12 protein-coding genes and 1 riboswitch are annotated in these 17,028 nt (G+C 72.1%); of the genes, 6 read left to right on the forward strand and 6 right to left on the reverse strand.

Going from position 1 to position 17,028, the window contains the following annotated elements; genetic code table 11:
* Positions 1-136: 136 nt before the first annotated feature.
* A complete protein-coding gene (locus OWR29_RS11025) occupies positions 137-2,164 on the forward strand; it encodes a S9 family peptidase (RefSeq protein WP_267562538.1) in 2,028 nt (675 codons plus the stop codon).
* On the opposite strand, the gene cydC is transcribed toward OWR29_RS11025, so the two are convergent.
* From cydC to OWR29_RS11040, 3 genes are read right to left on the reverse strand one after another with little or no spacing between them, the layout of a single operon-like run.
* Complete coding sequence (cydC, locus tag OWR29_RS11030) at positions 2,118-6,323, reverse strand: thiol reductant ABC exporter subunit CydC (RefSeq protein WP_438872569.1); 4,206 nt, start codon at positions 6,321-6,323, stop codon at positions 2,118-2,120. The two genes, OWR29_RS11025 and cydC, sit on opposite strands and share 47 nt — an antisense overlap.
* Complete coding sequence (gene cydB / locus OWR29_RS11035) at positions 6,320-7,300, reverse strand: cytochrome d ubiquinol oxidase subunit II (protein WP_267562541.1); 981 nt, start codon at positions 7,298-7,300, stop codon at positions 6,320-6,322. The genes cydC and cydB overlap by 4 nt, the downstream gene beginning before the upstream one ends.
* A gap of 11 nt (positions 7,301-7,311) precedes the next feature.
* Positions 7,312-8,673, reverse strand: a complete 1,362-nt coding sequence (locus OWR29_RS11040; protein WP_267562543.1) for a cytochrome ubiquinol oxidase subunit I — start codon at positions 8,671-8,673, stop codon at positions 7,312-7,314.
* 84 nt (positions 8,674-8,757) lie between these two features.
* Between OWR29_RS11040 and OWR29_RS11045 the strand changes: the two genes are divergently transcribed.
* From OWR29_RS11045 to OWR29_RS11065, 5 genes are all read left to right on the forward strand, one after another.
* Positions 8,758-9,108, forward strand: a complete 351-nt coding sequence (locus OWR29_RS11045) for a BlaI/MecI/CopY family transcriptional regulator (RefSeq protein WP_267562545.1) — start codon at positions 8,758-8,760, stop codon at positions 9,106-9,108.
* The gene (locus OWR29_RS11050; RefSeq protein WP_267562546.1) at positions 9,105-10,013 is read left to right on the forward strand and encodes a M56 family metallopeptidase; all 909 of its coding nucleotides are present in this window, start codon (positions 9,105-9,107) and stop codon (positions 10,011-10,013) included. The genes OWR29_RS11045 and OWR29_RS11050 overlap by 4 nt, the downstream gene beginning before the upstream one ends.
* A 71-nt stretch (positions 10,014-10,084) precedes the next feature.
* Positions 10,085-10,218: riboswitch (cyclic di-AMP (ydaO/yuaA leader) on the forward strand.
* A gap of 13 nt (positions 10,219-10,231) precedes the next feature.
* Positions 10,232-11,194: a C40 family peptidase gene (locus tag OWR29_RS11055; RefSeq protein WP_267562547.1), complete on the forward strand. Its 963-nt coding sequence runs from the start codon at positions 10,232-10,234 to the stop codon at positions 11,192-11,194.
* 78 nt (positions 11,195-11,272) lie between these two features.
* Positions 11,273-12,475, forward strand: coding sequence for an ATP-binding protein (locus OWR29_RS11060; protein WP_267562549.1), 1,203 nt, complete (start codon positions 11,273-11,275; stop codon positions 12,473-12,475).
* Positions 12,472-13,626 carry a tetratricopeptide repeat protein gene (locus OWR29_RS11065; RefSeq protein ID WP_267562550.1) on the forward strand — a complete coding sequence of 385 codons (1,155 nt, stop codon included), beginning with the start codon at positions 12,472-12,474 and terminating at the stop codon, positions 13,624-13,626. The genes OWR29_RS11060 and OWR29_RS11065 overlap by 4 nt, the downstream gene beginning before the upstream one ends.
* Positions 13,627-14,104: 478 nt before the next feature.
* Here OWR29_RS11065 and OWR29_RS11070 read toward each other — a convergent pair whose 3' ends face one another.
* From OWR29_RS11070 to OWR29_RS11080, 3 genes are all read right to left on the reverse strand, one after another.
* Entirely contained in the window at positions 14,105-14,875 is a 771-nt protein-coding gene (locus tag OWR29_RS11070; RefSeq protein ID WP_267562552.1) for a YcnI family protein, read from the reverse strand.
* Between the two features lie 88 nt (positions 14,876-14,963).
* Positions 14,964-16,319 carry a sensor histidine kinase gene (locus tag OWR29_RS11075; RefSeq protein ID WP_267562553.1) on the reverse strand — a complete coding sequence of 452 codons (1,356 nt, stop codon included), beginning with the start codon at positions 16,317-16,319 and terminating at the stop codon, positions 14,964-14,966.
* Positions 16,320-16,979, reverse strand: a complete 660-nt coding sequence (locus tag OWR29_RS11080; protein WP_267562557.1) for a response regulator transcription factor — start codon at positions 16,977-16,979, stop codon at positions 16,320-16,322.
* Positions 16,980-17,028: the final 49 nt, after the last annotated feature.

A 17,028-nucleotide genomic window follows, 5' to 3' on the forward strand; every position in this document is an offset into this window, starting at 1 on the left:
CCGCCGGCCCGGCTCGGAGTGGACGGCCGCCGGCGACAGGAGAAAGGCGCCTTTCCGATAGTGCATTGGGCGGCTCGTCGCGACATGATCAGGTCGCTGGTTCCCGCTCGAGCATTGATCGGAGTAAGACTTAGCCATGCTTGTGTCGTTTCCGCCGTTGCTGGCTCGGACGCAGGGGTTCGGGCTGGGGCGGCCGCATCGGTTCACGGTTGCTCCGGATGGGAAGCGGGTGTTGTTTCTGCGCAGCGCCGGTGGGGAGGATCCGGTTCGGCTGTTGTGGGAGCTCGAGCTCGCCAGCGGGGAAGAACGGCTCGTGGGGGATCCGGGGTCTGCGGGCGCCGCCGGGCCGATGTCGGCGGCTGAGCGGGCCCGGCGCGAGAGGGCCCGTGATCGGTCGGCCGGCATTTCCGACTACAGCACCGACCGGGGCGCGCGCGTCATCGCGTACACGGCTGGTCAGAAGTTGTTCGTTGCCGACGCGGAGTCGGGCGAGTCGCGGGAGCTGCCCGCTCTGACGCCGCTGACCGATGCGACCATCAGCCCGGACGGGACCGCCGTCGCGTATGTGCACGAGGGTGCGCTTCGCGTGATCAATTGCGACGGTACGGGGGACCGGGCGCTAGCCACGCCCGAGGGCGACGACGTCACGTACGGGCTGGCCGAGCACGTCGCGTCGGAGTCGATGGAGCGGCTGCGCGGGTTCTGGTGGGCGCCCGACGGGCAGCACCTGGCCGTAGCCCGGGTCGACAACTCGCCGCTCGAGATCTGGTACCTGAGCGACCCGGCCGATCCGGCCGCGCCGCCGACCGCGCAGCGCTACCCGCGGGCCGGCACCGACAACGCCGTCGTCGAGCTGTTCGTGCTCGGGCTGGACGGCGAGCGCCGGGCCGTCGAGTTCGGCTGGGACGAGTACGAGTATCTGGTCGACGTCGTGTGGGACCAGCACGGGCTGCTCGTCGTGTTGCAGAACCGGCCCCAGACGAAGATGCGCGTGGTCGACGCCGACAGCGGGGACGTGCTGGCCGAGACCCACGATCCCTTGTGGACGACCATCGTGCCCGGCTTTCCCCGGCGTACGAGGGAAGGGTCTTTGGTCTGGACCGAGGACCGTGGCGACACCCGGCACCTCACGGTGGCCGGCGAAACGGTGACGCCGCCCGGCTTGCAAATCGCGGCGTTGTGCGGGGTCGACGGCGACACCGTGCTGTTCACCGGATCGTCCGAGCCCACCGAGCAGCACCTGTGGTCGTGGTCGGCCGCCGACGGGTTGCGCCGGCTCACCACCGAACCCGGCGAGCACACCGGCACGCGAGCGGGTGGGGCGACGGTGATCAGCAGCGACACGCTCTCCGGCTTCAGTGCCATGTGCGAGGGCCGTACGGTGAGAAGCCTGGCCCTCAGCTCGCCGGTGGTTCCGAAGGTGTCGCTGCTGCGTGCGGGCAAGAACGAATTGCGTACGGCCGTGCTGTTCCCGGCGGTGTGGCAGCGCGGCGAACGCCTACCGGTGCTGCTGGATCCCTACGGCGGGCCGGCGGCGCAACGGGTCGTCGCGAACCGGCGGCAGTTCTACGTGTCGCAGTGGTTCGCCGATCAGGGCTTCGCGGTGATCGTGGCCGACGGGCGGGGCACGCCGGGGCGCGGGCCGCGCTGGGAACGGGAGGCGCGCGGCGAACGCATCGGCAAGGTGCTCGACGATCAGATCGAGGCGCTCGAGACGGTGGCCGCGCTGTATCCGGAGCTCGACCTGTCCCGGGTCGGGGTGCGCGGTTGGTCGGACGGGGGCTACCTGGCGGCGGCCGCGGTGCTGCGCCGGCCCGACGTCTTCCACGCGGCGGTGGCGGGGGCGCCGGTGACCGACGAGCGGCTGTACGACACGCACTGGCAGGAAAGGTTCCTCGGCGATCCCCGCGTCGACCCCACGCCGTACGAGAAAGAGTCGTTGATCGCCGACGCGCCGAACCTGGAGCGGCCGCTCATGCTGATCCACGGACTTTCCGACGACAACGTCTACCCGGCGCACACGATGCGGCTCTCGGCGGCCCTGCTCGCCGCCGGAAAACCGCACACGCTGCTGACACTGGCCGGCGCCAGCCACATGCCGCCCGACGTCGACCTGCTCACGCCGCAACTGCGATTCCTGCAGGACGCACTCGCCCCGCGCTGAGCTCGAGCACCCGGTCGACCCGGTCGAGGCCTTCGGCGCGGTGGGTCAGGACGAGCACGCTCATGTCGGCCGCCCCGAGCAGGTCGGCCATGAGCTCCTCGGCCACCTCCGCGTCGAGGCCCTCGGTCGGCTCGTCCAGGATGAGCAGCGCGGGCCCGGCCAGCAGGGCCCGCGCAACGGCGAACCGCCGGGCCTGACCGCCCGACATCGTCGTCCCGCCACCGCCCAGCCACGTGTCGAGGCCTTGCGGCAGGGCATCGAACCAAGTTCCCAGCCGTACGCGGTGAAGCACCGCAAGGAGCTCGTCATCAGTGGCGCCGGGGCGGGCCAGCCGCAGGTTCTCGCGCACGGTCGAGGCGAAGATGTGCCCGGTGTCGTCGCCCACGAGAACGACGCGGCCGCGGCCTCGCGTCACGACACCGTCGCGAGGGTCGAGGAAACCGGCGAGCACGGCGGCCAGCGTCGACTTGCCGGAGCCGGAGCGGCCCAGCACGGCCACCCGGGAACCGGCCGGCAGGTCGAGATCCAGGCCGTCGAGCACGGGGTCGGCCCAGGCGGCGGTGACCCGCTCGAGGCGGAACCCCGTCGAGCCGCTGCTGTCGCGGGGCGTCGCGGCGGGCGGCTCGGACGTCAGGCCGGCCAGGCGGACTTCGGCGCCGGCCGCGCGCTGCCGGGCCACTGCGGCGTCGGGCAGCGTCAGCACGATCTCGCCCAGGGCCACGGTGGCCAGCAGCAGCACGGCGGCCCACTCCGCGCTCAGACCGCCGAGCGCGAACGCGACGCCGGTGACGGCCACACCCCAGCCGAGGTGCGCGAGCGCGGTCGACCAACCGGCCGTCCGGGCGGCCCGCGCTTCGAGCAGGGCCAGGTCGCGGCTTCGCTTCTGCGGTACGTCGTCACCCGTTCGCAGATCCTCCAGGCCGTCCACCGTCTCGACCATCGCGTCGCGTAGCCGGGCCCGCGCCTCACCGGTGGCGGCTTCGTCCCGGGCGGCCTGGCGGGCGGCCAGCGCAGGCGCCAGAACGCCCGCGATGAACACCCCGGCCATCAGCGGGAGCGCGGCAAGCGGGCTCAGCAGGACGGCGGCGCTCACGGCAACCGCGACGGTCGCGGCGGCAACGAGGAAGGGCATCCGCCCCCGCAGCAGCCCGTCGACCCGGGCGTCGACGTCGTCGGCCACTTTGGTGAGCAGGTCCCCGCGGCGGCGCAGCCGAGGCCCCGGCACGCGGGGGATGAGGGCCGCGAAGACCCGGGCCCGCCAGACGCCCAGGCGCGCGAAGGCCACGTCGTGCGCGACAAGCCGCTCCAGATACCGGAGCAGCGGCCGGGCGACGGCACTGCCCCGCACGAGCACCACAGCAGTCGACAGCGTGAGCACCGGCGGCAGGAAGGAGGCCCGCACGAGCAGCCAGGCCGCCGCCCCGGTCAGGACGAGGCCGGCCAGCGAGGAGCCGCTGCCGAGCGCTACCGCCACGCCGGCCCGCCGCCACCACGGCCGCTGGGTTGGCGAGTCCGATCGGTAAGCGTCGTGCCTGGTGGCCGCTGCTTCGGTTTCGGCCGCTTCGGTGGCCGCTTCGGTTTCGGCCGGTTCCGTCCCGGCGGGGGACGCTTCGGTCGGTTCCGTCCCGGCGGGGGACGCTTCGGCCCGTTCCGTCCCGGCGGGGGACGCGGCCGCTTCCAAAGTGAGGGGTGTCTCGGCGGTGGCGAGCCGGACGGCGTTCCCCGTGCCGGTCGTGAGCGTCCGGGTCGGGGCGGATGCCTGCGAGTTGGCCTTCGTGCCCGCGGTTCCCGCTGTGGCGAGCCCGGCGTGGCCCGGCAGCGGCACGTCGGCCGTGGCGAGGAAGGGCGTTTCGGTTCCGGGTGTGGCCGGCGGGACGAGCCGGACCACGCGGTCGGCGGCGGCGAGCAGGGCCGCGCGGTGGGCGACCACGAGAATCGCGCATCCGGCACGGGCGGCCTCACGCAGGCGGGCGATGACCAGTGCTTCGCCGGCCGGGTCGAGGTGGGCGGTCGGCTCGTCGAGTAGCAGGGTGGCGGGCGCTTTGTCCGGCCGCTCGACAGAACTGTGGGCAGCGACGCCACCTGTGGACGACGCCGACGTGGGCGCCCGAAAAATCGTAGAGTCGTCCCGACCCCGGGCGGGTGGGCTGGATAGGGGTAGTAGGGCGGCCTCGATCAGCGCGCCGGTTCCGGGTTGCCGGGCGGTCGGTGTGCCGGCCCGGTGCGGCGAAGCACCTGCGTTCGGTGTCGTCGCCTGGTGGTGCGAGGCGGCGGCGTTCGGCGTCGTGTCCGGGTGCTGCGGAGCGGCTGCGTTCGGTGTTGTGGCCTGGTGCTGCGGAGTGGCGGCGTTCGGTGCCGCGGCCGGGTGCTGCGGAGCGGCTGCGTTGGGCCCCGTGGCCGGGTGATGCCGGACGCCTGCGTTCGGCGTCGTGTCCGGGTGCTGCGGAGTGGCGGCGGTCGGTGTGAGGACCTGGTGGAGCAGGGCGGCCAGGGCCAGGCGGTGGCGTTGGCCGGCCGAGACGCCGGTGCCGCGTTCGCCGAGCTGGGTGGCCGGGGTCAGGTCGGTGGCCAGGCCGACGGTGGTGAGGGCGTCGGTGATGTCGGCGGCGGAGGTGCCGGTGGGGAAGAGGTCGGCGACCGTTCGAGCGTGCGGCAGCGCCGGGCGTTGCGGCAGGTAGAGCGGGTTGGTGGCGTGGGCGGCTCCGGTGTGGGCGGTCTGCAGGCCGGCCAGGACGCGGAGAACTGTCGTCTTGCCGGCGCCGGACGGGCCGGCCAGGGCGACTATCTCGCCCGGTCGCACGACCAGCTGCTCCAGCGCGGCCGCGTCGCGCGTGGCGCCGGGATAGCGGGATCGCAATCCGCTGACCACAACACCCGCCGCCGGAGGAAGGCCGCCGGCGACCGGGCCGAAGCCGGTGTCGGAAGGGCCGGCGGTAGCACCGCATCCAGCCGGGCTGGTGCCCGTGCCGCCTGCGACACCGATGGGAAAGAGGCCGGGAGTCGCCGGGCGAGCCTCGGTGTCGCCGGCTGCGGCGGAGGCTGAGGATTCGGCGGCCGGGTTGGTGGTCGCTGAGGCGCCGACGGCTTCTTCGACCGTGGATGCCGCGGTGGCCAGGGCCGGGGCGGTGAGGATCTCGTCGACGTCGGTGATGATGGCGGTGGCGTCGGTGGAGGCGTGGTAGCGGGCGGCCATTTCGCGTAGCGGGCGGTAGGCCTCCGGGGCCAGCAGGATCACCAGCAGGGCGGGGCCGAGGGCGAGGTTGCCGGCGGCCACGCGCAGGCCGGCCTCGACGGCGATCAGGCCCACCGAGAGGGTGCCGACGAGGTCGAGCGCGGTGGAGGAGAGGAAGGCGACCCGCAGCACGCGCAGCGTGGCCGAGCGGTGCTGGTCGGTCAGGGTTTCGATGACCTCGGTCTGGCGGTCGGCCCGGCCGAAGACGCGCAGGGTGGGCAGGCCGCGCACCACGTCGAGGAAGTGGCCGGCCAGGCGGGCGTCGGCCTGCCAGCGTTGGCGGGCCCGGGCCTGGGTGGCCCAACCGATCAGCGCGCCCAGCACCGGGATCAGGGGCAGGGTGACCAGCGCGATCACGGCCGAGGTGGGGTCGACGACGGCCATCGCCACGATGACCAGCGGGGGCAGGGCCACGCCGAGCACCAGGGCCGGCAGGTAGCCGCTGAACCAGGGCTTCAGGGCGTCGAGGCCGGTGGTGAGGACGGCCGTCAGGCGGCCCGCGCCGAACGTGGCCACCCAGGCCGGGCCGCGTTGCGGGAGCACCCGCAGCATCGAGCGGCGAAGTTCGTCGGTGACGCGGGCGGCGGTCCGGCGGGCCACCACTTGCTCCCCCCACGACAGCAGCGCCCGGGCCACGTACGCGAGGGCCAGCAAGAGCGCCGCCCAGCCGGGGCCTCGGGTCACGAGCATGGTCAGAGCCACCGCCACCAGCAGGGTGGCGCCGGCCTGCCCGGCGCCGAGCAGGGCCAGGCCGGCGATGCCACCCCGGCTGGTGCGGGCGTGCCGCACCAGCCGGGGGTCCAGCGGCCCGCGAGGCGGCGCGGATCGCTGGGACGCCACGGCTTCCGGACCCGGAGAGGAGGGAAGCGCGGAAACCGCGGCCGCAGGAGGGGAAGGTGCGATGGCAGCAGGAGGAGAGGCAGTCATGAGGGGACCCGTTCGCTGGCTACGCGGCGGCGGAAGACCCAGTAGGAGTAGACCTGGTAGGCCAGCACGCCGGGCAGGATGAGGACGCCGGCCCAGGTGAGCAGTTCCAGGGCCTGCGGGGTGGCCGCCGCGGCGTCGCGGGTCAGGGCGTACGCCGGGTCGATGGTGCTGTGCAGCACGACCGAGCCGTGGCTGGTGAAGACGGCCACCACCGAGCCGGCCACGCCCACGGCGGTGGCGGCGAAGGCGAGCGCCTCGCGGCCGGTGCGGGCCAGCAGGCCGGCCACGAAGGCGAGCACCGCGGCGATCAGCACCACGACCGAACCCGTACCCAAGCCCAGCAGCAGAAGCGCGACTGCCCCGCCCGTGCCCAGCCATTGGGCGAGCGTGCGGGCCCGGCGGCGCACCGGGCCGCTCGTGCGCAGGGCCAGGAACGTCGCCCCGAGCAGCAGCGCGGCGTACAGCGCGGCCAGCGAACCGAGCCCGGCCGCCGGCGTCAGCACCGGACCCACCGTACGGGCGAAACCGCCACCCACCACGTCGCCGCCGGCGTCGATGGCCAGGCCCCGGACGAAGGCCGCCAGCAGCGCCCCCCACACCAGCACGATGCCGAGCGAGCTGAGCGCCAGCGCGATGTCGGCCCGCCGCCGGTACCGCGGGCCGTCGCCCTTGCCGCGGAACTCGAGGGCCACGCCGCGCACCGCCAGCAGGAGCAGCAGCAGGACCATCGGCAGGTACAGCCCGGCCAGCAGCGCCGAGTACCAGGCCGGGAACGCCGCGAACGTCACGCCGATCGCCGCCACCAGCCACACCTCGTTGCCGTCCCAGAACGGGCCGATGGTGCGCACGGCCGCGCCTCGCTCGTGGTCGTCGCGGCCGAGCACCGGCCCGAGCAGTCCCACGCCGAAGTCGAAGCCCTCGAGCACGAAGAACAGCACCCAGGCCAGCACGACGACCGAGAACCAGAAGGTGATCACGTCGAAGCTCCTCAGTAGACCGGGGCGAGTTCGGGTTTCTCAGCCGACGCGGCCGAAGGCGAAAGCGGCTGCCGCGCCAGATGACGTACGAGACGAAGCCAGACCACGGCGATCACCCCGTAGATGACGGTGAACCCGGCCAGCGACACGATGACCTCCGAGCTGGTCAGCCCGGGGGAGATGCCGTCGGCGACCTTGGAGATGCCGAACGCGATCCACGGTTGGCGCGCCGTCTCGGTGAAGATCCAGCCGAATGTGTTGGCCGCGGTCGGTAGCAGCGGGATCAGCGGCAGCCATCGGGTCAGCCAGCGCGGGGCTTGACGACCTTTCCTCGTACGCCACAGGTAGAGCGCCCCGAGGAAGGCGGCGAGCATGCCGATCCCGATCATGAGCCGGAACGTCCAGAACGCCACCGGAATCATCGGCACGTAGGAGCCGGGCCCGAACTCCGCCGCGTACTGCGCCTGCAGGTCGTCGATGCCCTGGACGGTCGCGTTGGGGTTGCCCTTGGCCAGGATCGACAGCAGCCACGGAATCTCGAGTGCGAACTCGGGCAGCGGCTTGCCCGTCGCGAAGACGGCGAACGGCGCGCCGGCCGTGGTCTCGTACAGCGCCTCGGCCGCGGCCATCTTCATCGGCTGCACCTCGGTGATGACCTTGCCCAGGTGGTCGCCGGTGAGCGCGGTCGCCGCCCCGCCGGCCAGCGTCAGCCAGGCGCCGAGGCGAGCCAGGATTCCGTACGCCGGGTCGGCCGCCAGCCGCCATACGCCGACCGCCAGCAGCAGGGCGCCCCCGACCATGACCGCGCCCGAGATGGTGTGGGGGAAGGCGGCCAGGTTGACCTTGTTCAGCATCAGCTCGGTGAACGACGTGAGCCGGGCCCGTCCGGTGACGGGGTCCAACGCGTACGCGACGGGGTTCTGCATGAAGGAGTTGGCGGCCAGAATGATGAACGCCGACAGCAGCGTGCCGACCGCGACAATGACGATGCAGGCCGTGTGGATGGCGCGGGGCAGCCGGTCCCACCCGAAGTACCAGAGCGCGAGGAACGTCGCCTCGAGGAAGAACGCGAGCATCCCCTCGATGGCCAGCGTCGGCCCGAACACGTCGCCGTAGAACCGGGCGAATGCGCTCCACCCCAGGCCGAACTGGAATTCCTGGACGAGGCCGGTGACCACGCCGACGGCGAACGTCACGATCAGCAGCTTGCCGACCAGCTTGGTCAGGTGCAGGTACTGCTCTTTCTTCGTGCGCAGCCAGGCGATCTGCAGGCCGGCGGCGGTCGCGGCCAGGCTGATCGACAGCGGCACGAAGAAGTAGTGATAGATCGTCACGACCGCGAACTGCAGCCGGGTCCAGTCCAGCACGTCCATGTGGATGCCCCTCTACGACGTCTCGTAGTAGATACTACGCCTCGTAGTACGACGCTGTGCAGTAGGGTGGGTATGCTTGCTCACATGGCTCTCGGGGATCTGGAACGCGAGGTCATGACGCAGTTGTGGGACGCCGGTGAGCCGCTCACCGTGCGGCAGGTGCACGAGCGCCTGAGCCGTCAGCGCGACTTGGCCTACACAACGGTGATGACCGTGCTCGACCGGTTGGCGAAGAAGGGTGTGGTCACCCAGCAGAAGGCTGACCGCGCTTACAAGTACGTGCCGGCTCAGACGCGGGAAGAGATGACCGCCTCGGTCATGCTCGACGCGCTGACGTCCAGCGACGATCAGGACGCCGCACTGGCGTACTTCGTCGGGCAGCTGCCGCCCGACGCCTTAGCTGCAGCAATCGAAGCCGCTCAGAAGAACCGGTGACCGCGCTTCTGCTGGGGGCGCTCGGCCTGACCCTCTCGCTGGTCGTGCCGAGCCTCCTGGCCAACGCGCGCTGGCCCGACCGGGCGCCGATCGCGGCCGTCCTGCTGTGGCAGTCGATCACCCTGACCGCCGTGCTCGCGGCCCTCGGCGTCGTGCTGGCCGCGCCCGAAGAGGTCACCCGCATCGCCGGTTCGGGGCAGCCGGTGGCCGAGGCGGCCGTCATCGGCGCTCTGGCGGTGGCCGCGGTGATCATCGTGCGGCTGCTGCTCTCGCTGATCGGGGTCAGCCGGCGCTCGCGGGCCCGCCGCGCCCGGCACCGGCTGCTGGTCGACCTGCTCGACCGGGCCGAACAGCACCGCGAGCTGGGCCCGGACAATCTGCGCGTGCTCGACGGGCCGCTTCCCTTGGCGTACTGCGTGCCGGGGCGCGAGCCGAGGGTGGTGCTCAGCAACGGCGTCCTGCAGGTGCTCGACCGCGAACAGGTCGACGCCGTGCTGGCCCACGAGCAGACCCACCTGCGGCACCGGCACGAGGTGGTGATGGAGTCGTTCACCGCCTTCTACCGCGCGGTGCCGCGGCCGTTGCGCAGCCGGCTGCCGCTCGACGCCGTGCACCTGCTGCTCGAGATGATCGCCGACGACGTCGCCCGCCGCCGCGTGGGTGCTGCGCCGTTGCGCGCCGCCCTCGAGCAGTTGTCCGACGCAGTGCCCTTGGCCGAGGACGTGAAGGCCGATCCCCGGGGTGACGCGCGCCGGCGTCGGCTGGCCCGGCTCACGGAGTCGCACACTCCGTCCGTCGCGCTCAACGCGCTGGTCGTTTTCGTCGCGGTGAGTCTCCTCGTGTTACCCACCGTGATTTTGATCGTGCCGTGGCTCGACCAGGCTCTGGAGGCCTGGCCCCTGTAGTGATCTTTTGCTTGATCGGGAGTACGGTGTTGCACGGTCCGGCAGCCCCCCATCGACCGCCCGGTCGATCTGGCGGATCACCGCCCAATCACTGTGAGTGAACCGGGGACCCGAGTAGTAGGGGTGAAGCCGCGATATTTTGCGGCCGGACGCGCTTCCCGTCCGAACCCGGCAGCTAACCCGGTAGGCGGCTGAGGGAAGAAAGGAACCACAGCAGAGTGCGTCGTGCCTTGCTCTGCGCTCTGGCCGCGGTCGGGATCATCTTCTCCGGGCCCGCGGTGGCGCACGCAACTCCCTCGCCGGGAACGGTCGAGGCGCAGATCGACAAGCAGTGGAACGAGCTCGAACCGGTCATCGAGCAGTACAACGACGTGCACGGCAAGCTGATCAAGAACCGTGCGCAGCAGAAGAAGCTGGCCGCCCAGATCACCCCGCTGCAGGTGAAGGTCGACCTGGCCATGCAGCAGGTGCGCGGGCTGGCGGTCGACGCGTACAAGCAGGGCGCCCCCAACGCGGTGAACGCGCTGCTGGTCACCGGGTCGCCGACCGGGCTGACCGACAAGCTGCTCTACCTCGACCAGCTCGCCCGCAACCAGCGGGCCCAGGTGGCCGGCGTGGCAGCGCTGCGGGACAAGCTGACCGCGTCCAAGGCCGACCTGGATGTGGTGACCAAGTCGGTCGCCGCGCGCGACGTCGACCTGGCCAAGCGCAAGACGGCGATCGAGAAGAAGATCGACTCGCTGCAGAAGCTGCGCATCGCGGCCTACGGTTCGGCCGACGCCAACGACGGGCCGCTGCGGCTCGGGCCGTGCCCGGTCGACTACACCAACGACAAGGGTGGCCGGGCCGCGCAGAAGGCGTGCGACCTGATCGGCAAGCCTTACGTCTTCGGGTCGGCCGGTCCCAACTCGTACGACTGCTCGGGCCTGACCCAGGAGGCCTGGGGCAGCGTCGGCGTGCACCTCGACCACTACACGAAGGACCAGTGGAACGAGGGCCGGCCCGTCTCGAAGGACGAGCTCCAACCGGGCGACCTGGTGTTCTATTACCCGGGCAGCCTGCACCACGTCGCGCTTTACATAGGCGGCGGCATGGTGGTGCACGCCCCGCACACGGGCGACCATGTGCGCATGGCGACGATCGACCGCGGCCCGATCGCGGGTTATCGACGACCGGGCTGAGTTTGTTGTCGAAGAGGCCGTCGGGGCAGCTACCCGGCGGCCTCTTCTTGTCACAGGCGGCGGGCATAATTCGCTGTCATGAGCGACTCGCCCCTGATCGACAGCCTGACCGCGGCCGTCGAGGCCCGGCCCGACGACCTGACGCTGCGCCTGCACCTGGCCGAGCTGCTGGTGGGGGCGGGGCGCGGGGCCGAGGCGATCGGGCACGCGGCTCAGGTGCTGGCCCGTGAGCCGGGCAACGAGGTCGCGCAGAAGCTCATGACGTCCGCGCTCGGCAAGCCATCGCCACCGTCGTCTTCTCCGCCGGAAACCGTGGACTGGGCCGCCATGGAGCAAGACCTGGGCGACATCGTGCCGCCGCGCTTCTCGCATGAGCCCGAGCCGGTTCAGGGGCACGACGACCGTACGTTCGACGTCGAACGCTCGACGGTGACGCTGGCCGACGTGGGCGGCATGCAAGAGGTCAAGAAGCGTCTCGAGGTCTCGTTCCTCGGCCCCTTGAAAAACCCGAAATTGCGTACGTTGTTCGGCAAGTCGCTGCGCGGCGGTCTCCTGCTGTACGGGCCGCCCGGCTGCGGCAAGACCTTCCTGGCCCGGGCCGTCGCGGGTGAGATGGGGGCCGCGTTCATCTCGCTGTCGATCACCGACGTGCTCAACATGTGGGTGGGCAGCTCCGAGCGCAACCTGCACGACCTGTTCGACTCGGCCCGCGGCCACGCCCCGTGCGTGCTGTTCCTCGACGAGATCGACGCCCTCGGCCACAAGCGCAGTCAGCTCAACTCGTCGTCGATGCGCACGGTGGTCAACCAGCTGCTGACCGAGCTCGACGGCGTCGACGGCAACAACGACGGCGTCTTCGTGCTGGCCGCGACAAACGCCCCGTGGGACATCGACTCGGCCCTGCGCCGTCCCGGGCGGCTCGACCGGACGCTGCTGGTTCTCCCGCCCGACAAGCCCGCCCGCGCCGCGATCCTGCAGTACCACCTGCGTGACCGCCCGGTGGCCGGCGTCGACCTGGGCCGGGTGGCCGACGCCACCGAGAACTACTCGGGCGCCGACCTGGCCCACGTGTGCGAGACGGCGGCCGAGTTCGCCATGCGCGACTCGATCACCTCGGGCGAGATCCGCATGATCAACCAGCAGGACATGCTGAACGCCGTGCGCGAGATCCGCCCGTCCACCGACGGCTGGTTCGCCACCGCCCGCAACGTGGCCATGTTCGCCAACGAGTCGGGGGAGTACGACGACCTGGCCGCCTACCTGAAGAAGCGCCGGCGGTGAGCACGCCGCCCGGCGCGTACTGGCGGGCGCAGAAACTGGCCGAGGTCGGGCACTACGCCGAGGCCGAGCGGGTGGCTGGCGAGGGGCTGGCCGAGGCGCCGGGCGACGGGTGGCTGCTCACGCTGCTGGCCTCGGTGCTGCGGCTCCGGCGCGACTACGCGGCCGCCCTGACGATGGCGGACGCGGCGATCGCGGCGGCGCCCACGCTGGCCGACGCGCATCTGGAACGGGCCGAAGACCTGATCGTCCTGGTGCGGGCGCGCGAGGCGCTCGAGGCGGCGTCCGAGGCGGTGAGGCTCGCGCCGTCGATGGCCTCCGCGCACTTCGTGCTGGCCCGGGCGCTGGCCGCGGGGCGGCAGTTCGATCAGGCCCGGGCCGCGGCGGCGCACGGCCGCACGCTCGACCCGCATTCCGTCGAGGGGCTGCTCACGGTGGCCGACGTCGAGCGGGACGCGGGTCATCGCGAGGTGGCTCTGGCCGCGGCGCACGCTGCTTTGGCGATCGAGCCCGAGAACGCGTACGGGCGGTGGCTGGTCGCCATGCTGGACGCCGAGAAGCTGAAGGTGCGCCGGTCGATGCGGGCGCTGCGCGAGGTGGCCCGCGACAATCCCGGCCGGGCCGACGTCGTCTCGATGACCTGGCCGATCCGCGGCGTGCTGAGCGGTCTGCGGCGCGGGCTGGCGCTGAGCGCGGCCCTGGTCTGCGCGCTGACGCTGGTCGGCGCCCTGTGGTGGGAGCCGGCGGCCGCCCTGGGTCAGGTCGTGTCGGGCGTGCTGGCGGCGGCGATGACCGGCTTCGCCGCGCGCGTGCTGATCCCGGCCGGCCGGCTGCCGTGGCGCTGTCTGGCCCTGCTGCCGCGCCTCATGCGCCGCGCCGACACCGCCGCGCTGGCGGTCACGGGCGCCGCGCTTCTCCTGCTTTTCCTGTACGCATGGATAGCGTGGCCGCCGCTGCCGGTCATCGCGCTGGCCCTGACGCCGGTGTTGTGGCTGCTCAGCCTGGCCGAACTGCTCGGCGCGGGCCTGGACGACCCGGGCACCCGCGTCGCCCTGCGCACCTGGACCGACGACCTGCGCGAGTGGTGGCGCACCACGAAGAAAGACTTGCGCGACACCTGGAAAGACGGAGACCCGCCCCGCAAGAACGAGTAACGCCGCCCCGACGGGGTGCCGGTCATGCTGACCACGCATAACGCGGCCGACGTCCCCTGACACGAACACGGGATCCCCTGCGCTTTCGGGCGCGTTTCCCCTCACCCGGCTGACCGCGCCGTTCAAGGTCCCCGGCCTGGGCCGCTCCCGCGTTTCGGGCGTCCCCGGATTCGCGACGCCGTTCCCGCGTCCTGGCGTCCCCGGATTTGCGACGTCGTTCCCGCGTCGTGGCGTCCCTGGATTTGTGACGCCGCTCCCGCGTCGTGGCGTCCCGAGATTTGCGACGCCACGCCCGCGTCCTGGCGTCCCCGGACTTGCGACGCCGCTCCCGCGTCCTGCCCCCAGATTTACGACGCCGCTCCCGCGTTCTGGCGTCTCCCTGATTGCGGCGGCGCAATGAGGCGAGACGTCTCGTCGTGGTGTGCGGCGAGACGCCTCGTCTTCTCGGCTGCTTGTCGGTGGCCGGCTTCGACCGGGCTTACTTGCCGGTGGTGGGCTTGTCGCCGGACGCGGGTGCGGCGGCCGTTGCGGGCGCGGTCTCCCGGCGGCCGGAGCGGGCGTAGGCCAGCATGGCCACGATCAGCGCGAGCACGCCGGCGACCAGCCCGGCGATGCCGAAGGCGTTGGAACCGCCGTCCGACTCGTCGGCCGGAGCAGCCTCGGGGGCCGCGGTGGCCGTCGGCGCGGCGGCGGCGGTGTCGCTGCCCTCGGCGGCGGCGGGGCCGATCTTCAGGACCGGGGCGGGCGACTCGGGCTCGGTGCCGTCGGTGGTGGGCTCGTCGATCCAGCGCACGACCGTGCCGTCGGAGTAGGTCTGCAGCGCCTTGAAGATCATCTGGCCGGACTCGGGGATCGGGCCCATCGAGACGTCGAACTCCTGGAACTGGCCCGGCTTGACCTCGGAGCCCGCCTTGGCCGTCCAGGTGATCTTCGAGACGGCCTCGGTGATCGACGCGCCGTGCGCCTCGAGCGGCTTGGCCAGCTTCGAGACCGTGGTGGCCACGTCCCAGCCGGTGATCGGCTTGACCGACACCGAGGCGACCGGCTGGTCGGCCGGCAGGTTCACCTCGACCTTGGTCGTCGAGTCGGTGTCGCTCTCGTTGGGCACCCGGAAGGTGACCTTGGCGTATCCGCCGGCGGCCACGGTGTCGGGGTTCACCGTGACGTGGGCGGCGGCCGGCGCGGCCAGGGCCAGGGTGAGGCCGGCGACGGCCGCGCCCACCAGTGCCGAGCGCTTGAACAGGGACATCCTTGTCGAACCTTCCGCAGGGGGGATTCACCCGGTCTCGGGCATTCTCCGTTGGTCGCTCCCCGCCGCGAATTAGTTCCCGGTGTTTTCACCGAAGTGCGGGCAGCCGTACGTCGACCCGCAGACCCGGCGCGGCGTCGGCCAGCGACACCGTGCCTCCGTGCCGCCGGGTCAGCTCCCGCACGATGGCCAGCCCCAGCCCGGAGCCGCCCGCGTCCCGGGCCCGCGCGTCGTCGAGCCGGGTGAAGCGGTCGAACACGCGCTCGCGGTCGGCGGCCGGGATGCCGGGGCCGTCGTCGGTCACGGTGATCAGCCGGTGCGTCCCGTTCGCCGTCACCTGCACATTGACCTGCGACTTCGCGTGCCGTACGGCGTTGTCGAGCAGGTTCGCGACGACCCGGCCCAGCGCGTCGGGCTCGCCGGTCACCTCCATCGGCGCCGCCGGACGCACGTACGTGACCGTGGGGTACCGGTCGGCCACGTCGCCGACCAGCGCGCCCAGGTCGACCGAGCGGAACGGCGCCGCCACGGCCCGGCCGCCGCCGTCGTCCGCGCGGGCCAGCAGCAGCAGGTCGTCGACCAGGCGGCTGAGCCGGTCGACGTCGGTGAGCAGGTCGTGCGACAGTGCCGGCCAGTCGGTGTCCGGCAGTCGCTGGGCCACTTCCAGTTCCGTACGCATATTGGTCAACGGACTGCGGAGCTCATGGGCCGCGTCGGCCACGAACGCGCGCTGGCGCACCCGGGCCGACTCGAGCCGGTGCAGCATGCCGTTCAGGGTGACCGCCAGCCGGTGTATTTCATCGCGGGACTCCGGCACAGGCAGCCGCCCCTCGCGCGTACCCCCGGTAATTTCTTCCGCCCCGGCCCGGAGCGCGTCCACCGGATGCAGCACCGCGCCCAGCACCCGCCACAACACGAGCGCCAGCAGCGCGATCAGCAGCGGGAACGTCACCAGCAGGGCCAGCCGCAGGATGTGCACGCCCTGGCTCAGGTCATTGGTGGACCGCGCGACCAGCACCCGCACCGGATCGGTGGGCGGGCCGGCCGTCACCATCACCACCCGGGCCTCGCCCCCGGACATCCCGATCCGGCTGCCCGGGATGTCGCGCACCTGCCCATCGGCCAGATTGCGCAGCTCCTCCACGTACAGCATGGGGGTCAGCCGGTCGGCCCCCGGGGAGAGCGCCAGGATCCGGCCGCTCGAGTCGATGACCTGCACCTGCATGGCCGGGTTGACCTCGATGCGCTCGCTCAGCGACTTCTGGTCGACCAGCTTGGCGACGCCGCGCGCCGTCTCCAGCGCCTCGGTGTTCACGGCGCGGAGCAGGGCGAAATTGAGTACGCCGACCAGCAGCACGCCGCCCAAGGCGAGCCCGGCGGTGAGGGCCAGCACCGAGAACAGGACGAGCCGGCCCCGCAAACTGATCTCGCTGGGGCGCCTCATCTAGATCGCGGCCAGCCGGTAGCCCGCGCCGCGGACCGTCTCCAGGCGCTCCCGGCCGATCTTGCGGCGCACGTAGCCGACATACACCTCGACGGCGTTGGGGGCGGTCTCGTCGGCCGCGTCCCACACGTGGTCGAGCAGTTCGATCTTGCTCACGACCTCGCCCGGGCGCCGCAGCAGGTATTCGAGCAGGGCGAACTCGCGGGCGGTGAGGCTGACCTCCTCGCCGGCCACCGTCACGCGCCGCTCGGCCGGGTCGAGTTCGACGTCGCCGTGGCGCAGCACCGTGGGCCGTTCGTGCACCCCACGACGCAGCAGCGCACGCAGCCGGGCGAGAAGGACGACGTACGAGAAAGGTTTGGTCAGATAGTCGTCGGCTCCGCAGTCCAGGCCGTCCGCCTGGTCGTACTCGCCGTCCTTGGCCGACAGCATCAGCACGGGCACCCAGTTCTGCTCGGCCCGCAACTGCCGCACCACCCGATAGCCGCTCAGCCGGGGCAGCATCACGTCGAGAATCATGGCGTCGTAGCCGCCGTGGCGGGCCATCTCGAGCCCGTCCTGCCCGTCGCCCGACACGTCGACCGCGAAACCCTCGGCCTGCAGCCCACGCTGCAGCGCGGCGGCAAGCCGCGCTTCGTCCTCCACCACCAGCAACCGCACCCCACTACCTTGGCATGCGAGGGGCAACCCCTAGGGGCGGCTCTCAGCC

The organism is Paractinoplanes pyxinae, from assembly GCF_026626335.1.
GTDB lineage: Bacteria > Actinomycetota > Actinomycetes > Mycobacteriales > Micromonosporaceae > Actinoplanes > Actinoplanes pyxinae.

Bases quoted from the DNA above. Each gene is read 5' to 3' on its own strand.
- OWR29_RS11075 (WP_267562553.1), bottom strand. From the start codon at position 16,319: ATGAGGCGCCCCAGCGAGATCAGTTTGCGGGGCCGGCTCGTCCTGTTC.
- OWR29_RS11040 (WP_267562543.1), bottom strand. From the start codon at position 8,673: ATGGACGTGCTGGACTGGACCCGGCTGCAGTTCGCGGTCGTGACGATC.
- OWR29_RS11070 (WP_267562552.1), bottom strand. From the start codon at position 14,875: ATGTCCCTGTTCAAGCGCTCGGCACTGGTGGGCGCGGCCGTCGCCGGC.
- OWR29_RS11025 (WP_267562538.1), top strand. From the start codon at position 137: ATGCTTGTGTCGTTTCCGCCGTTGCTGGCTCGGACGCAGGGGTTCGGG.
- OWR29_RS11045 (WP_267562545.1), top strand. From the start codon at position 8,758: ATGGCTCTCGGGGATCTGGAACGCGAGGTCATGACGCAGTTGTGGGAC.
- OWR29_RS11060 (WP_267562549.1), top strand. From the start codon at position 11,273: ATGAGCGACTCGCCCCTGATCGACAGCCTGACCGCGGCCGTCGAGGCC.
- cydC (WP_438872569.1), bottom strand. From the start codon at position 6,323: ATGACTGCCTCTCCTCCTGCTGCCATCGCACCTTCCCCTCCTGCGGCC.